Source organism: Undibacterium sp. Dicai25W (assembly GCF_049340505.1).
Lineage (GTDB): Bacteria > Pseudomonadota > Gammaproteobacteria > Burkholderiales > Burkholderiaceae_D > Undibacterium > Undibacterium jejuense.
Genome location: NZ_JBMPOQ010000004.1, coordinates 177,319 through 193,863, shown reverse-complemented (window position 1 = coordinate 193,863; position 16,545 = coordinate 177,319). Strand labels below are relative to the sequence as shown.

At 45.8% G+C, this 16,545-nt stretch carries 13 protein-coding genes, 1 tRNA gene and 1 pseudogene; 10 read left to right on the top strand and 5 right to left on the bottom strand.

Annotated elements, in window-relative coordinates:
• Positions 1-39 precede the first annotated feature (39 nt).
• Positions 40-2,127, bottom strand: coding sequence for a bifunctional 2',3'-cyclic-nucleotide 2'-phosphodiesterase/3'-nucleotidase (locus ACO0KY_RS07025; protein ID WP_423045016.1), 2,088 nt, complete (start codon positions 2,125-2,127; stop codon positions 40-42).
• 343 nt (positions 2,128-2,470) lie between these two features.
• On the opposite strand from ACO0KY_RS07025, the gene ACO0KY_RS07020 reads away from it, so the two are divergent.
• Positions 2,471-3,499 (top strand): patatin-like phospholipase family protein, encoded by a 1,029-nt coding sequence (locus ACO0KY_RS07020; protein WP_423045015.1) that lies wholly within the window; start codon positions 2,471-2,473, stop codon positions 3,497-3,499.
• A gap of 81 nt (positions 3,500-3,580) precedes the next feature.
• Here ACO0KY_RS07020 and ACO0KY_RS07015 read toward each other — a convergent pair whose 3' ends face one another.
• Positions 3,581-4,123, bottom strand: a complete 543-nt coding sequence (locus ACO0KY_RS07015; protein WP_423045014.1) for a C40 family peptidase — start codon at positions 4,121-4,123, stop codon at positions 3,581-3,583.
• Positions 4,124-4,308: 185 nt separating this feature from the next.
• On the opposite strand from ACO0KY_RS07015, the gene ACO0KY_RS07010 reads away from it, so the two are divergent.
• The 4 genes from ACO0KY_RS07010 (at position 4,309) to greA (ending at position 10,028) form a co-directional block, all read left to right on the top strand.
• On the top strand, positions 4,309-4,716 hold the full coding sequence (locus ACO0KY_RS07010; RefSeq protein WP_423045013.1) for a GlcG/HbpS family heme-binding protein: 408 nt from the start codon (positions 4,309-4,311) through the stop codon (positions 4,714-4,716).
• A 315-nt stretch (positions 4,717-5,031) separates the two neighbouring features.
• On the top strand, positions 5,032-6,198 hold the full coding sequence (gene carA / locus ACO0KY_RS07005) for a glutamine-hydrolyzing carbamoyl-phosphate synthase small subunit (RefSeq protein WP_423045089.1): 1,167 nt from the start codon (positions 5,032-5,034) through the stop codon (positions 6,196-6,198).
• Positions 6,199-6,203: 5 nt separating this feature from the next.
• A complete protein-coding gene (gene carB / locus ACO0KY_RS07000) occupies positions 6,204-9,422 on the top strand; it encodes a carbamoyl-phosphate synthase large subunit (RefSeq protein WP_423045012.1) in 3,219 nt (1,072 codons plus the stop codon).
• Between the two features lie 129 nt (positions 9,423-9,551).
• Positions 9,552-10,028, top strand: coding sequence for a transcription elongation factor GreA (gene greA / locus ACO0KY_RS06995; protein ID WP_423045011.1), 477 nt, complete (start codon positions 9,552-9,554; stop codon positions 10,026-10,028).
• 159 nt (positions 10,029-10,187) lie between these two features.
• On the opposite strand, the gene ACO0KY_RS06990 is transcribed toward greA, so the two are convergent.
• Positions 10,188-10,664, bottom strand: coding sequence for a YhbY family RNA-binding protein (locus ACO0KY_RS06990; RefSeq protein WP_186911676.1), 477 nt, complete (start codon positions 10,662-10,664; stop codon positions 10,188-10,190).
• Between the two features lie 102 nt (positions 10,665-10,766).
• On the opposite strand from ACO0KY_RS06990, the gene ACO0KY_RS06985 reads away from it, so the two are divergent.
• The 5 genes from ACO0KY_RS06985 (at position 10,767) to ACO0KY_RS06965 (ending at position 15,963) form a co-directional block, all read left to right on the top strand.
• On the top strand, positions 10,767-11,411 hold the full coding sequence (locus ACO0KY_RS06985) for an RlmE family RNA methyltransferase (RefSeq protein WP_423045010.1): 645 nt from the start codon (positions 10,767-10,769) through the stop codon (positions 11,409-11,411).
• Positions 11,412-11,621: 210 nt separating this feature from the next.
• Entirely contained in the window at positions 11,622-13,511 is a 1,890-nt protein-coding gene (gene ftsH, locus ACO0KY_RS06980) for an ATP-dependent zinc metalloprotease FtsH (RefSeq protein WP_186911678.1), read from the top strand.
• A 64-nt stretch (positions 13,512-13,575) separates the two neighbouring features.
• Positions 13,576-14,418, top strand: a complete 843-nt coding sequence (folP, locus tag ACO0KY_RS06975; RefSeq protein WP_423045009.1) for a dihydropteroate synthase — start codon at positions 13,576-13,578, stop codon at positions 14,416-14,418.
• Between the two features lie 23 nt (positions 14,419-14,441).
• Entirely contained in the window at positions 14,442-15,785 is a 1,344-nt protein-coding gene (gene glmM / locus ACO0KY_RS06970; RefSeq protein WP_423045008.1) for a phosphoglucosamine mutase, read from the top strand.
• Between the two features lie 101 nt (positions 15,786-15,886).
• Positions 15,887-15,963: transfer RNA gene (locus tag ACO0KY_RS06965), tRNA-Arg, on the top strand.
• 84 nt (positions 15,964-16,047) lie between these two features.
• Here the strand turns inward: ACO0KY_RS06965 and ACO0KY_RS06960 are convergent.
• Both ACO0KY_RS06960 and ACO0KY_RS06955 read right to left on the bottom strand, forming a co-directional pair.
• Positions 16,048-16,224, bottom strand: a complete 177-nt coding sequence (locus ACO0KY_RS06960) for a hypothetical protein (RefSeq protein ID WP_423045091.1) — start codon at positions 16,222-16,224, stop codon at positions 16,048-16,050.
• Positions 16,225-16,329: 105 nt separating this feature from the next.
• Positions 16,330-16,533, bottom strand: a pseudogene (locus ACO0KY_RS06955) (DUF4124 domain-containing protein); the annotation flags it as partial.
• Positions 16,534-16,545 lie beyond the last annotated feature (12 nt).

Genomic DNA, 16,545 nt, shown 5'->3' with positions numbered 1-16,545 from the left:
ACGCCGTAACTACGCTTTATGTAGATTGTGAGCTTAGTATTACTTACTCAGATCAATCTGATATTTGGCATAGCCGTTTGGATCCAAGGCTGAACCTTCTGCAACGACACGAGCCAATCCTGCAGCTTTTGCTACTGGCAATTTACCAGTCACCGAGCGCAAAATAACTGGACCTTGCGTTGTTGTTTTTACGAAGCTCCAGCTTTGGCCAGTACCATTGGCGACTGAAGTCATTTTACCGAGGCCGCTGATGTATTTGCTGACCACAGCTTGATTCGCATCTGGTGACTTGATAATCGTTTTGCTACCGTCGATGCCTGGGAAGTTACCACCGCCAGCTGCACGATAATCATTCGTAGCAACGATGAAATTATCAGTTGGAGAGACTGGTTTTCCTAAGTATGTCAAGTTAACAATGCGGCTTCCTACTGGCTGCGTTACGTCGATTTGATACTGCAATGCATTATTTGTTGCGTAGAATACATCGTAGTTATAAATAGTACCGTAAGAAGGAACCAGATCTTGTTCTGTCGTCAAAGAAGGGTTGATTTGCGCGAATTGGCTGGCAGATTTTTCTAACCAATTCTTCAGATCTGAACCTTGAATTTTCACTGCTTGCAAGTTGTTATTACCGTACAAATACAAATCGCCAGGATTACGAACTTGCAGGCCAAATGGATTTGCTGGAGTTGCGGTAGGAGCTACGTCAGTGAAATCAGTAGGTCCATTGCGTCCTGCCTTGAACGGTGCACTGCAAGAAATAACAGGAATTGACTTATAGCTTGCAATCGTTGGATCAGTCGAGTTATTGATGAAATTCTGCACGTAGTTAATTTGTGCTTGATTCACGATCTGAATTGCACTCACGTCACCAACTAAAGCAAAGTAAGCCGACATCTCAAAATCAGTTGTTGTTCCCAATGGTTGAGCAGCGTATGCCATTGTTGCTTTGTGCTCAGTATCAACCAGCGGTGCGATACTCGGGTCAGCTGCTATATTGGTTTTTCCATCAGTGTAGGTAAAGCCACGAGCTTCAACATTGGTTTGATCTTTTTGAACTACCCATTTTCCGCCTTGATATTTCAAGACCATTTGAATAATCCCAAGACGACGGCCCCAGCTCTGAGCCATTACTGCGGGAACGCCATTGACAAGGCCTTTTACCGTATCAACACCTGGCAAGTTTGCCAGAGATGCATCGATTTTAAATGGTTTTGTTGGATCTACTGGTGCTTCTTTTTGCAAAGGGAAGATCAAGTGGGAATGACCGAGCATCAAGGCATCAATGCCTGGAACTGTGCTCAAGTACAAGCTGCCATTTTCCATTTTTGGGCTGTATGGGGATGCATCCAGTCCACCGTGGGACAATGCTACGACCAGGTCAGCACCCTTTGAACGTATTTCTGGTACGTATTTGGTTGCTGTTTCTACGACACCATTCACCGAAACTTTGCCAGCCAGATTCTTTTGATCCCAATCCATCACTTGAGGCGGTACAAAACCCATAATGCCTACATTTAAAGTGACATTGATGGATGTGCCGTCAGGGGCAGTCGCACTGAACTTTTTAGGAATGATGGAGTAAGGATTGAAAATCGGTGCTTGTGTTGTTGCATTAACAACGTTGGCAAGTACGATTGGATAAGTAGGTGCGCCACAGTTGTTCGGCGCTGTGATGCCTGTAATACCAAAGTTTGTGTTGGTAATCTGACCCAGGAAATTTAAACCATAATTGAACTCGTGATTTCCAACGCCGCCGCCATCGTATTTCAATGCGTTCATGACTTTATGAATTGCCATGGTGCCACTGCAAGGTACTGGCGACGCTACAGCTTGATAATCGCCCAACAAAGTACCTTGAATAACGTCGCCATCATCCAATAACACATTGTTTGGGTTTTCTGTACGCGCGCCGCTGATCAACGTGGAGGTTCTTTCCAGGCCTAGTGTGGTATCTGGCTTCAAACCATAGTAGTCATAGCTAAGTACATTTTGGTGCAAATCCGTTGTTTCCAAAAGTGCCACTTTTAACGTGGTGCCTTCTGGAATTTGCGGGGAGGGGGTGCTGCTTCCGCAAGCTGCGAGGGCTAGAACGGTAAGTGATGGCAACCACGTGGTGTTCTTCATATTTTCTCTTTTAGTAGGTGCGCAATCGTTTGCGCATTAAGTTAAAATAATTTTTTTGAAAATGAATTGCTTCAAATACATGAAAGCTGCGCAATTATCTGCATCTAATGTTTCAGCTTGATGACAAAAAATAAGTTATTTTTGATAATAGAATAAAATGTTAAAAAAGTTTAAATAATTTTTTAATTTCAAAAAAGTACTTTAAATGGCGTGAATATTTCTATTTAAAAGCATTGTAAAGTTTCTGCTTTTTTACCAGCAATTCCTTCTTTTCACCTCTATAATCCGGCATCAGTCTTTGTTGGCTAAATTTCAGAATCTTAATTTTTTTTACGGTAATTTTATGTTTTGTGTTCGCAACTTAAGTCGCAAAGTCGGTTGTTTAAAAGATTCGTGTGGTCGTTTATTTGCGTTGCGAATTAGAGGCCTTCCTCAGCAAATATTGGCGATTTTTTCGCCGCTCAAGGTGTCCGCTCGCTTGTCTGCTTGTGCATTTTTGCTTGTCGTTAGTGCTTGTGCCACCGCACCCGAGCAGGTTGCTGCCCCAGTTATACCAGCGGTGACGCCAATAAAAGCCCCAAGAACAGTTAAAATTGGCTTGGCTTTAGGTGGTGGGGCGGCGCGTGGATTTGCGCACATAGGCGTGATCAAAGCGCTCGAATCGCAAGGAATTTATCCTGATATTGTTGTTGGAACGAGCGCTGGTAGCGTGGTTGGCTCTATGTACGCTGCGGGAAATAATGGTTTTGCTTTGCAAAAAATGGCATTGGAAATGGATGAGGCAACGATTTCCGATTGGTCGTTGCCTATGTTTGCTAAATCAAGTGGTGTGTTAAAAGGCGATGCTTTGCAGGCATATGTCAATCGTATGGTTGGGCAGCTTACTATAGAAAAGTTAAAAAAGCCTTTCGGTGCAGTCGCAACAGATTTATCAACGGGTAAGGCGGTTTTATTTCAGCGTGGAAATACGGGGGCGGCTGTGCGTGCATCTTCAGCGGTGCCAGCTGTTTTTCAGCCTGTTACTATCGGTGGTAGACAATATGTTGATGGTGGCTTAGTGGCGCCAGTTCCAGTGAAATTCGCACGTGACATGGGGGCTGATTTAGTGATTGCGGTGAATATTTCTCAGCAACCAGAAGGTCAAAATGGCAGCAGTACGATAGACATTCTGCTGCAAACGGTAACCATCATGGGGCAGAGTATTAATCAATATGAGCTTAAGCAGGCTGACGTAGTGATACGGCCAGAATTGTCCAATATGAAGGGGAGTGATTTTGCTGGAAGAAATTTAGCAATATTAGCGGGCGAGCGTGCAGCTATGGCTGCAATTCTTGAATTGAAGCAAAAGTTGAAAGCCATGCAGGAGCGCTGAGGGTGATACTGTAATGTGATAGCTTGAGTTGGCTAAAAGGAGTTTACATTCCCCAATTAGATTCAATTTGCGTGCTACGTTTTACTGTTTGCTTGCATCTTCATTGATGCGGCGCGCGCCGTTAAAACGCTTTTTCCAGTACGCGAGATCCATGCTCTCAACCCGAACCTGTCCACCTGCAGAAGGGGAGTGGATAAATTTATTGTCGCCCAGGTAGATTCCTACATGTGAAAAGCCACGTTTTAATGTGTTGTAAAATACCAGATCGCCTGGCTGTAAATCTTTTTGGTCAACATTTTCGCCGACGCGGCTGATCTCAGCGGCTGTGCGTGGTAAGTTTTCTCCTACGGCATCTTTAAAGACGAGGCGCACAAAGCCACTGCAGTCGAGCCCGTTTTCAGGTGTATTGCCACCGCGTTTGTAGCGTATGCCCATGAAATCCATCGCCTTCAATGTTAAATCGGAGGCGCGTTGTCTGATTTCTTGTAATTTGCTATAGGCGGTAGAGGATTCCGGGAATGGATTGTCGTTTGCCCATGCTTGGGTGCTGGCGGCGACTTGAAAAATGGCCGCGATAAGGACTAATTTGGCATTTCTTTTTATTCGGGAAACGTTTGTTAGCATCTTTGCACTCAGGAAATAAAACCGCTTCACTTTAAGCGAAGTTTTAAACAATGTAAACCTTTAGGTTAAATAAGCCTTGTTTAAACGTATAGATTTAAAGTAATTTATTTTAATTAAAACACTTTTTACACTCAAGTTTTTGGTCATCGCGTACAATCGCCCCACTGTTAAAAAGGGAGCTAATGATGCAAACTAAACCTATACTCACCCTCGAAGATGTAAAAAAGATTGCTGCAGCGGCTGAGGCTGAAGCGCTGGCAAATAACTGGGCGGTAGTTATTGCAATTGTGGATGACGGCGGTCATCTGATGTGGTTGCAACGTTTAGATGGTGCGGCACCAATTTCTGCGCATATTGCCCCAGCGAAAGCAACTACTGCTGCGCTTGGTAAGCGCGAGTCAAAAATTTATGAGGATATTATTAATAATGGTCGTTTTTCTTTTTTAAGTGCGCCATTGATTGAAGGTATGCTCGAGGGCGGTGTTCCAGTGATGGTTGATGGTTATTGTGTTGGGGCAGTTGGCGTATCTGGTGTCAAGTCTGCGGAAGATGCGCAAATTGCGAAAGCTGGTATCGCCGCTTTGGGGCTTTGAGAGTAGTGGGTTGATATAGGGTGGGTTATCATTTCTGATCGTGATCCACTCTCCGGTGTGATGTGTTCTTTGAGTTTATGCGTCCGACCTTTAAATTTGGCTCTGATTTTGACCTGTTTTCGATTGCCTGGTAGGGGTTTTTGGGCTATAATTCGAGGGTTTAACTAATTCGAAATCTCGCCGTAGCGCCTACCCAATTCCACATCGCTCCATCATCTTTTTTCAGGTCGCACGGCATCCGTTCGGCTTGTGTGAAAAACGACAGCTTGGGGCGTCGCAGCGGCGGTAACAATACAGGAGTTGCCCTTGCTGCCCATTCCGCAGTCCCTTCTTCGTTCCGGTCAGAGTACCGCTATTTTAGCTCTCGCCGATGGAACAATATTTACTGGCTATTCTATCGGTGCTGCCGGTCATACAGTTGGTGAAGTTGTTTTTAATACTTCCATGACAGGCTATCAGGAAATTCTGACTGATCCTAGTTATAGTTCTCAAATCGTAACGCTGACTTACCCGCATATTGGTAATACCGGCATTAATTCTGAAGACGTTGAGTCTGAAAAAATTCATGCGGCAGGTTTAATCATCAAAGATTTACCAATGCTGGTCTCCAATTTCCGCTCCGAACAATCCCTCTCTGACTATCTCATTTCCCAAAATATCGTTGCAATTGCTGGTATTGATACCCGCAAATTGACGCGTATCTTGCGTGAAAAAGGTGCGCAGGGTGGTGCGATTTTGGTTGGTAAAGATGCTGAACAGGCAATTGCTTTGGCGAAATCTTTCCCGGGCTTGTCCGGTATGGATTTGGCGAAAGTCGTTTCATCTAAGCAATCTTACGTCTGGACTGAAGCTGAATGGGTACTCGGTCAGGGTTACGGTCAACTGTCGAATCCGCAATTCCATGTCGTTGCGTTTGACTTCGGCGTAAAACGCAATATTTTGCGCATGCTGGTGGAGCGCGGTTGCAAAGTCACGGTATTGCCTGCGCAGGCTAGCGCTGCAGATGTGTTGGCGTTGAATCCTGATGGCGTATTTTTGTCGAATGGCCCAGGTGACCCTGAGCCATGTGATTACGCAATCGCTGCCGCGAAAGAGTTGATCGAAAAAGGTATTCCAACGTTTGGCATTTGCCTTGGACATCAAATCATGGCGTTGGCATCTGGCGCAAAAACGTTGAAGATGAAATTCGGCCACCACGGCGCAAATCATCCTGTGCAAGATCTGGATACCAAGCAAGTGTTGATCACATCGCAGAATCACGGCTTTGCTGTTGATGCTGCTTCCTTGCCAGCAAACTGCCGTGTGACGCATGTGTCTTTGTTTGATGGCTCTTTGCAAGGTTTTGCTCGCACCGATAAACCAGCGTTCTGCTTCCAAGGTCATCCTGAAGCATCGCCAGGCCCGCATGATATTGCGTACTTGTTTGATCGCTTTACGGCACTGATGAGTGCAGCAAAATCACAGGCTAAAACAGGAGAATAATAAAAATGCCAAAACGTACCGACATAAAAAGCATCTTAATTATCGGCGCTGGTCCTATCATCATCGGACAAGCGTGTGAATTCGATTACTCTGGTGCGCAAGCGTGTAAAGCGTTGCGTGAAGAGGGGTACCGCGTTATTTTGGTCAATAGTAATCCAGCGACCATCATGACGGATCCGGAAATGGCTGATGTGACTTACATCGAGCCAATCACCTGGCAAGTGGTTGAGCGTATTATTGACAAGGAACGTCCAGATGCGATCCTGCCGACCATGGGTGGTCAGACGGCGCTCAATTGCGCACTCGATTTGCATCGTAATGGCGTGCTGACAAAATACAACTGCGAATTGATTGGCGCTTCACCAGAAGCCATCGATAAAGCAGAAGATCGTCTCAAATTCAAAAACGCAATGACCAAAATTGGTCTCGGTTCTGCACGCTCCGGCGTTGCTCATTCTATGGATGAGGCTTGGATAGTGCAGAAAGATGTAGGCTTCCCAGTCATTATTCGTCCATCATTTACGATGGGTGGTACTGGTGGTGGTATTGCCTACAATCCTGAAGAATTCGAAACCATTTGCAAACGCGGTCTGGAAGCATCCCCAACCAACGAATTGTTGATCGAGGAATCTCTGATCGGTTGGAAAGAATACGAGATGGAAGTGGTTCGCGATAAGGCGGATAACTGCATCATCGTTTGTTCTATCGAAAACTTAGACCCGATGGGCGTGCATACTGGTGACTCGATTACCGTTGCTCCAGCGCAGACGCTGACAGACAAAGAATACCAAATCATGCGTAACGCCTCCTTGGCGGTATTGCGCGAGATTGGTGTAGATACTGGCGGCTCTAACGTGCAGTTCTCGGTTAATCCTGCCGATGGTCGTATGATCGTCATTGAGATGAATCCACGCGTATCGCGTTCATCCGCGCTGGCATCCAAAGCAACTGGTTTCCCGATTGCGAAGATCGCTGCCAAGTTAGCAGTGGGCTTTACGCTCGATGAATTACGTAACGAAATCACTGGCGGCGCAACGCCAGCATCGTTTGAGCCATCGATCGATTATGTTGTAACCAAAATTCCTCGTTTCGCGTTCGAAAAATTCCCGCAAGCAGATAACCGCTTGACGACGCAAATGAAATCCGTTGGCGAAGTGATGGCGATTGGCCGCACCTTCCAGGAGTCCTTCCAAAAAGCCCTGCGCGGTCTGGAAGTCGGTGTTGATGGCATGAATGAAAAAACGCAGGATCGTCAAACACTGGAAAAAGAATTGGGCGAACCAGGCCCAGATCGTATCTGGTACGTTGGCGATGCGTTTGCCCAAGGCTTTACTTTGGTAGAAGTCCATCAGTTGACGCACATTGATCCATGGTTCCTGGTGCAAATCAAAGATATCGTTGATATCGAATTGTGGTTGGATGAGCAAGAGCTGGCGAGCATCGACAAAGACATGATGTTGAAACTGAAGCAAAAAGGTTTCTCTGATCGTCGCCTGGCAAAATTATTGCGTACGACAGATGCAGTTATCCGTGATATGCGCCGCGCAATGAACGTGCGTCCGGTCTATAAGCGTGTTGATACCTGTGCAGGTGAATTTGCGACGAACACGGCCTACATGTATTCCACGTATGAAGATGAGTGTGAATCACAGCCGACTGATAAGAAAAAGATCATGGTATTGGGCGGTGGTCCGAACCGTATTGGCCAGGGTATTGAGTTTGATTATTGCTGCGTTCACGCCGCATTTGCGATGCGCGAAGATGGTTACGAAACCATTATGGTTAACTGCAATCCAGAAACTGTTTCCACTGACTATGACACCTCAGATCGTTTGTACTTTGAGCCGCTGACATTGGAAGACGTGTTGGAAATCGTCGACAAAGAAAAGCCAGTCGGTGTGATCGTTCAATACGGTGGTCAGACGCCATTGAAGTTGGCATTGGATCTGGAGGCGAATGGCGTACCTATCGTTGGTACATCGCCAGACATGATTGATGCAGCTGAAGATCGTGAACGTTTCCAAAAAATGTTGCAAGACTTAGGCTTGCGTCAACCACCAAATCGTACTGCACGTACTGAGGCAGATGCCTTGGTATTAGCGCAAGAAATTGGTTACCCATTGGTGGTTCGTCCATCTTACGTACTTGGTGGTCGTGCGATGGAAATCGTGCATGAGCAGCGTGATCTCGAGCGCTACATGCGCGAAGCAGTAAAAGTTTCTCATGACTCGCCAGTATTGTTGGATCGCTTCCTGAATGATGCAATTGAAGTTGACGTTGATTGCTTGTCTGACGGTGAGCGTACGTTCATTGGTGGTGTGATGGAACATATTGAACAAGCTGGTGTGCATTCCGGTGACTCCGCATGTTCACTGCCGCCATATTCGTTGTCACAAGAAACCATTGCCGAATTGAAGCGTCAGACGGCATTGATGGCAAAAGGCTTGAATGTTGTTGGTTTGATGAATGTGCAGTTCGCGATTCAGCAGCAAGATGGTAAAGACGTAGTGTTCGTGTTGGAAGTGAACCCACGTGCTTCCCGTACTGTTCCCTACGTGTCTAAGGCAACAGGCTTACAACTGGCGAAAATCGCGGCACGTTGCATGGTCGGTCAATCCCTTGATTCTCAGGGTATTGGCGCAGAAGTTGTGCCGCCTTACTTCAGCGTCAAAGAAGCGGTGTTCCCGTTTGTGAAGTTCCCTGGTGTTGATACGATTCTCGGACCTGAGATGAAATCGACTGGTGAAGTCATGGGCGTTGGCAAAACCTTCGGTGAAGCTTTCGTTAAATCCCAATTAGGTGCTGGTGTAAAATTGCCAACTTCTGGCAAAGTATTCCTCAGTATCAAAAACAGTGACAAGCCACGCGCAGTTAAAGTGGCAAAAGATCTGGTTGCGCTTGGCTTTACTGTGGTCGCAACACGCGGCACCGCGGCGGCGATTTCAGCAGCTGGAGTTCCTGTGACTATCGTCAATAAAGTGGTCGAAGGTCGTCCGCATGTGGTTGATATGATCAAAAACAATGAAATCGCTCTGGTGATTAATACGGTAGAAGAAAAACGTAATGCGATTGTTGATTCGCGCACGATTCGTACATCGGCTCTGATTGCTCGCGCAACGACGTTTACGACTATCGCTGGCGCTGAAGCAGCGGTGGAAGGTATGCGTCATTTAAGCGAATTGAATGTTTATGATTTACAAGGTCTGCATAAGACTTTAAACTGATAAAAAACACAGTGTCGGCAAATGTGAGTTTGTCGATGTTGAATCTTTGATACAGAGGTCACATAAGGCATCGGTCAGGCTGGTGTTGGATGTGACCTCTGTATTTTTACTTTTATAAGTGTGAATGAAATGAGTACAGTACCTATCACCAAATTCGGTGCAGAATTGTTAAAAAAAGAATTGCACAATTTGAAAACCATAGAACGCCCAGACGTGATTAATGCAATTGCTGAAGCACGCGCTCAAGGTGATCTATCAGAAAATGCTGAATATGATGCTGCAAAAGAACGTCAGGCATTTATTGAGGGACGAATCGCAGAGCTGGAAGGTAAACTGGGTTCAGCACAAATCATCGATCCAACAACCTTGGATGCGGAAGGTCGGGTGGTGTTTGGTTCTACTGTGCACCTCGAAGACTTAGAGAATTCGCAAAAAGTCAGCTACCAGATCGTCGGCGAAGACGAGGCGGATATTAAATTGAGTAAAGTATCAATCACATCTCCGATTGCACGTGCATTGATTGGTAAATATGCGGGTGACGTCGTTGGTGTGCAAGCGCCAGCTGGTGTTCGTGAGTATGAAGTATTGGATGTGCTGTACGTCTGAGTTTAAATAATCCGTGATGAAGTTTGTCTCATCGCGGATTATTGTCTGGCAGAGCCGGGCACATTGAATGAAGTTAATTTCATTTCCCGACCATTTTCATGGTCGGGTAGTGTTACAGTACGGGTCCGTAGCTACATTGCAGCGTCACTGCTGTAAAAATCAGGAGTTCCCTAAGGCTGATTTTTTGGCGCTTGTTTGGCGCGGTTTTGCGCGTTTGACGTTGCCACCTTGAGTAACGCGTTCGTTACCTTTTACCATGACTTTAGATACTGTTGGCTTTTTAGTGCCACTTGGACTAGGCTTGACGATAGTAACTTCGCGCATGCCACGACCTTTTTTGACGAGCTTGGTTTCTTTGGTGCCTTCAATCTTTGGACGGTAAATCACCAAAAGTTTTCCGATATGTTGCACTGGTGCGGCTTTGAGCTCTGCGCAAATGGTATCGTACATCGCGATACGTGCTTCGCGGTCGTCGCCGAAAACGCGAACTTTAATTAAACCATGGGCATTTAAGCCAGCGTCAATTTCTTTGATGACGGAGGGTGAAAGTCCTGCTTCACCAATCAGGACGATAGGTTTCAGGGCGTGAGCTTCGGATCTGAGTTCGCTTCTTTCGGCGGGAGTGAGTTTTAACATAATTTTTCCTTGTGCATCCAACGGTTGCACGATAAATACATCCCCTGACGTCAATCAGTCAGGAAATGCATAGTTTTCCTTTAAAAGCAGTATTTTACGCGAATGGCAAAGAATAAATTCAATCAAAATTGGGTTCACGATCATATAAATGATCCTTATGTGAAACTTGCACAAAAAGAAGGCTACCGCGCGCGCGCCGTTTACAAGCTAAAAGAGATTGATGAGTCTGAGAAACTTATTCGTCCAGGACAGATTATCGTCGATTTAGGGGCAACACCGGGTAGTTGGTCTCAATATGTACGAAATAAGCTCGCTGGTAAAGAGGGCGGGGGTATCGATGGCGAAATATTTGCACTTGATCTTTTACCTATGGAGCCTATTGCTGACGTTCAATTTATTCAGGGGGATTTTCGTGAGAACGAGGTTCTTGATCAATTGGAGTCTAAACTAATCGGACGTAAGCTTGATCTCGTACTATCAGATATGGCGCCGAACTTATCTGGTAACTCAACGGTGGATTCTGCCAGAGTCGAGTACATCATCGAATTAGCTGTCAGTTTTGCTAAGGCACATTTAAAGCCGACTGGTTCGTTGCTGGTGAAGTGCTTTCATGGACCTAGTTATAATAATATTATTAATATGTTCAAAGATGAGTTTAAAGTTGTTTTAAATAAGAAACCTAAGGCGAGTAAAGATAAATCGTCAGAGATATTTTTGCTTGGCAAAGGGTTGAAACATCCTGAGTAACTGAATGAAGAGCACACTGCGATGTGTGTGGGGGCTCTGATTTATTCGACCCTGAAACGCATCTCTATGTGTGATTTTATTAAGTTCCTTATTTTTACTCTTGATAATCCTCAATGTTGCCAGCATATGCTGGCTAGCAAGCTCTGCCTATTGGGGGTAGAATGACTGATTATAGTATCAAATGGCGTAACCTGCGCCCAAGGAGTTCTCGTGAATAATATGTTTTCAAAAGCGGCTATATGGGTAGTTGTTGCCATGGTGCTTTTTATGCTTTTCAAAGAGTTTGGCGGAAAAGCCGGTACCTCTGGTATGGCCGCAGTGCCGTATTCCGAGTTTTTGGACGAAGTTAAAGCGAAGCATATTAAAGAAGTGACGATCGACGATTCTACCCGTACCGTAACAGCGGTGACGACTGAAGGTAAAAAAATCAAGTCGCAAGGTACTATCTTTGATCGTGGGTTGGTTGGTGATTTAGTTGCTAATGGAATTAAGTTTGATAGTAAACCTGCGGAAGAGCAATCGTTCTTATCGCAAGTGTTTATTTCCTGGTTCCCAATGCTGTTGCTGATTGGCGTCTGGATTTTCTTTATGCGCCAGATGCAAGGTGGTGGCAAGGGTGGAGCGTTCTCGTTTGGTAAATCCAAAGCACGTATGCTGGATGATGCGAACAATAATGTGACTTTTGCTGACGTTGCTGGTTGCGATGAAGCCAAAGAAGAGGTAACTGAGGTTGTTGATTTCTTGCGCGATCCAACCAAATTCCAGAAACTCGGTGGACGTATTCCACGTGGCGTATTGATGGTTGGTCCTCCTGGAACAGGTAAAACATTGTTGGCACGTGCGATCGCTGGCGAAGCCAAAGTCCCATTCTTTACTATTTCCGGTTCTGATTTCGTCGAAATGTTTGTGGGTGTTGGCGCGTCACGCGTTCGTGATATGTTTGAAAATGCTAAAAAGCACGCACCTTGTATTATCTTCATCGATGAGATTGATGCTGTTGGTCGTCATCGCGGTGCCGGCATGGGTGGCGGTAATGATGAGCGCGAACAAACACTGAACCAGATGTTGGTTGAAATGGACGGCTTTGAAGCGAATTCTGGCGTCATCGTGATCGCTGCAACTAACCGTGCTGACGTACTTGATAAAGCCTTGTTACGTCCAGGTCGTTTTGATCGTCAGGTTTCTGTTGGCTTGCCAGATATTCGTGGTCGCGAGCAAATCTTGAACGTTCATATGCGCAAAGTACCTATTTCTGCTGACGTGAAAGCCGATATTTTGGCACGTGGCACACCAGGTTTTTCTGGCGCTGATTTGGCCAATCTGGTCAACGAAGCCGCATTGTTTGCTGCACGCCGCAATAAGCGTCTGGTAGAAATGATGGACTTTGAAGATGCGAAAGATAAAATCTTCATGGGTCCTGAACGCAAATCAATGGTCATGCGCGAAGAAGAACGTCGTAACACCGCTTACCACGAATCAGGTCACGCAGTGATTGCGAAGCTGATGCCTAAAGCCGATCCGGTACACAAAGTGACGATCATGCCGCGTGGTTTTGCACTTGGTTTGACTTGGCAGTTACCTGAGCATGATCAGATCAGCGGCTACAAAGACAAAATGTTAGAAGAAATTTCTATTCTTTTTGGTGGTCGTATCGCTGAGGAGATTTTCGTAGGTCAAATGTCGACTGGTGCATCAAACGATTTCTCTCGTGCCACCAAGTTGGCGCGCTCTATGGTGACCCGTTTCGGTATGTCGGACAGCATGGGAGTTATGGTTTACGAAGATAATCAGCAAGAAGGTTATTTTGGTATGGCTTCGAAAACCATTTCGGAAGCGACACAGCAAAAAGTCGATGCTGAGATTCGTTCTATTCTCGACACCCAATATGCACTTGCGCGTCGATTGCTGGAAGAGAATCGCGATAAAGTTGAGGTAATGACTAAGGCCTTGCTGGATTGGGAAACCATCGATGCTGATCAGGTAAACGACATTATGAATGGCGTCGCTCCTCGTCCTCCTAAGCTCGGGCAGTCTACCGGTCGATCTTCATCGGACAATAGCTCTGGGGGCGTCTCTCCGAACGCGACTGCACCAGCCTGATTTTTCATGTTTCTGAGTTAAGCTTTTAATATAAGGTGAGGAGTAATCCTCGCCTTTATTTTTTATGACTGATTATTTTCAATGTGGGCGTTATCGCTTTCCTTTGCGAAACGACGATTGTAAGCCGCTGGTGATGGGTATTTTGAACGTCACGCCGGATTCATTTTCTGATGGCGGCAAGTTCCTTGATTTGGATAGCGCACTATCGCGCGCCGAACAGATGATAGAGGACGGGGTTGATATTATCGATATCGGAGGAGAATCCAGTCGCCCGGGATCTCAAGCTTTGTCGCTTGATGAGGAATTGCGCCGCGTCATGCCAGTAATTTTTGCTTTGCGCGATTGTGGTAAAGCCTTGTCTATTGATACGTATAAGCCAGAAGTGATGAGAGAAGCCATATTGGCTGGTGTGGATATGATTAATGATATCCAAGGCTTTCGTTCACCGGAGGCAATTGCTGCTGTTGCTGAAAGTGACGTTGGGCTGTGCATTATGCATATGCAAAATGTGCCTTCGAATATGCAGTCATCTCCAGCATATGTTGATGTAGTTACGGACGTGAAGGGCTTTTTAGGCGACAGAGTAAGGGATTTGTTGGATGCCGGTGTTCCGCGGCAAAATCTATGTGTCGACCCGGGCTTTGGTTTTGGCAAATCGTTGTTGCATAATATTGCGCTATTTAAAGATATCCCCAAAATGGCGCATCAATTGGACTTACCGGTGTTGGTCGGCGTATCAAGAAAAACAATGATCGGTGAAATAACCGGTCGAGTAACTGAAAAACGTTTGGCAGGTAGTCTTGCGGCTGCCTTATCCGCCGCAAATATGGGAGCAAAAATTTTACGGGTTCATGATGTTGCTGAAACTGTGGATGCGTTAAAAGTTTGGCGAGCAATGCTCGTTTGAAAAAAGAGAATTGGACATTAAAAATGACAAGAAAATATTTTGGTACTGATGGTATTCGTGGCAAAGTTGGTGTTGCTCCAATTACTCCTGACTTTGTAATGCGTTTAGGCTATGCCGCAGGCAAGGTATTGGCGCAAACCGGTCAACCTGGAGAGAAGCGCCCAACCGTATTGATTGGCAAAGATACGCGTATCTCTGGTTACATGCTTGAAGCCGCTCTGGAAGCTGGTTTTGCTGCGGCAGGTGTTGATGTGATGTTATCTGGTCCTATGCCGACACCTGCAGTGGCTTATCTGACACGCGCATTGCGCCTGTCAGCAGGTGTGGTTATCTCTGCATCTCACAACCCTTATTACGATAACGGTATTAAATTTTTCTCTGCACAGGGAAATAAACTTCCAGATGAAGTTGAGCTCGCTATTGAGGCACAGTTGGATTTGCCGATGGAATGCGTGAGCTCCGATCATTTGGGTAAGGCACAGCGCTTACGTGATGCGAATGGTCGTTACATAGAATTCTGTAAGAGCACCTTCCCATCGGAATTAGACTTGCGCGGCATTAAAATCGTTGTCGATTGCGCGCACGGTGCAGCGTACGATATCGCGCCACATGTATTTCACGAGCTCGGTGCGGAAGTTATTGCTATAGGCAATGCGCCAACCGGTATGAACATTAACGATAATGTTGGTGCAACTTCACCTGATGCACTCTCAATTGCGGTGCGCGCTAACCATGCAGATTTGGGGATTGCTCTTGATGGTGATGCGGATCGTCTGATTATGGTCGATCGTCACGGGAAAATTTATAACGGCGATGAATTGCTTTACCTGATGGTGATGGACAGGCTTGCTATCGGTCCCGTTCCTGGCGTGGTTGGGACATTAATGACGAATATGGCTGTTGAGATTGCCTTAAAAGATCTGGGTGTGGGTTTTGCCCGCGCCAAGGTCGGTGATCGCTATGTGCTGGAGCAATTGCGTGAACGTGATTGGTTATTGGGTGGTGAAGGTTCTGGTCACTTATTGTGTCTTGATAAGCATTCAACCGGTGATGGCATTGTCTCTGCATTGCAAGTTTTGTCTGCTTTGCGCCGCAGTGGTAAAACTTTGGATGCGTGCTTTGATAAGCTGCAACTATTCCCGCAGGTGCTGTTAAATGTCCGCGTCTCTCCGGGTTTTGATTGGCAGAAAAATGTTCTTTTGATGCAAGAGAAGGACAAAGTAGAGGCTGAGCTATCTGGTCGTGGTCGCGTATTGATACGTGCCTCCGGAACGGAGCCATTGTTGCGCGTGATGGTGGAGGCGGACGACGGCGAGCTTGCTAGCGCCAGTGCGCGTCGTTTGGTTGCTTGCATCGAAAAAATTTAGCAGATATTGCCTTCAGATCGCAGTCTATTCTTGAAACTGGGGCTGTAAACATGTAGTATTCAGCCTTCAGTTTTCTTGCTCTGATAGAGTGCGAAATAAGACTGTCCATAGCTCAGTTGGATAGAGCACGAGCCTTCTAAGCTCGGGGTCGCAGGTTCGATTCCTGCTGGGCAGGCCAAGGATTTAATAAAAATGCCCGAATTTATTTCGGGCATTTTTATTGGTTGAACGCAACATCCGCATTCTTCAATACTAAATTTTTTTAATTTGACTGGCAGGACAAAGCCGCTTTTTCTTTGACACGTTGTAGTTTTAGCTTAGCCTTGGCTTCAGATTTTGGCGCTGCTGACTTCGCATCTTCTTTCGCCCACTTCACTTGTAGTTGCGCTTTGTCGCATGCTGCTTTTTGTTGCTTTGATTTGGCTATTTGCTTTGCCATAGTCTTTTCTTGCTTTTCTTGTTCCTTAATTCTCTGCTGCTCCAATTTTTTTAATTCAGATTTTTCGCGATGATATCTATTCTTGGCCGCCTGTTGTGTTTCATTTGATGGTGTATCGGTGGCAGTAATCGTAGTATGTGTCAATTGCTTCTGGTTGGCTGCGCACGCTGTTTGGCTATAATGAATATGGCCGTTTTGTTCACACTGGTAGACGTCGGCGAATGCGAAATTATGCAGAAATAAGGTGAGGGGTAAACATGCAAATTGGAGGGTTTTAATTGCGCTGGTTTGAAAATGAAATATCCGCATAGACAAATGCTT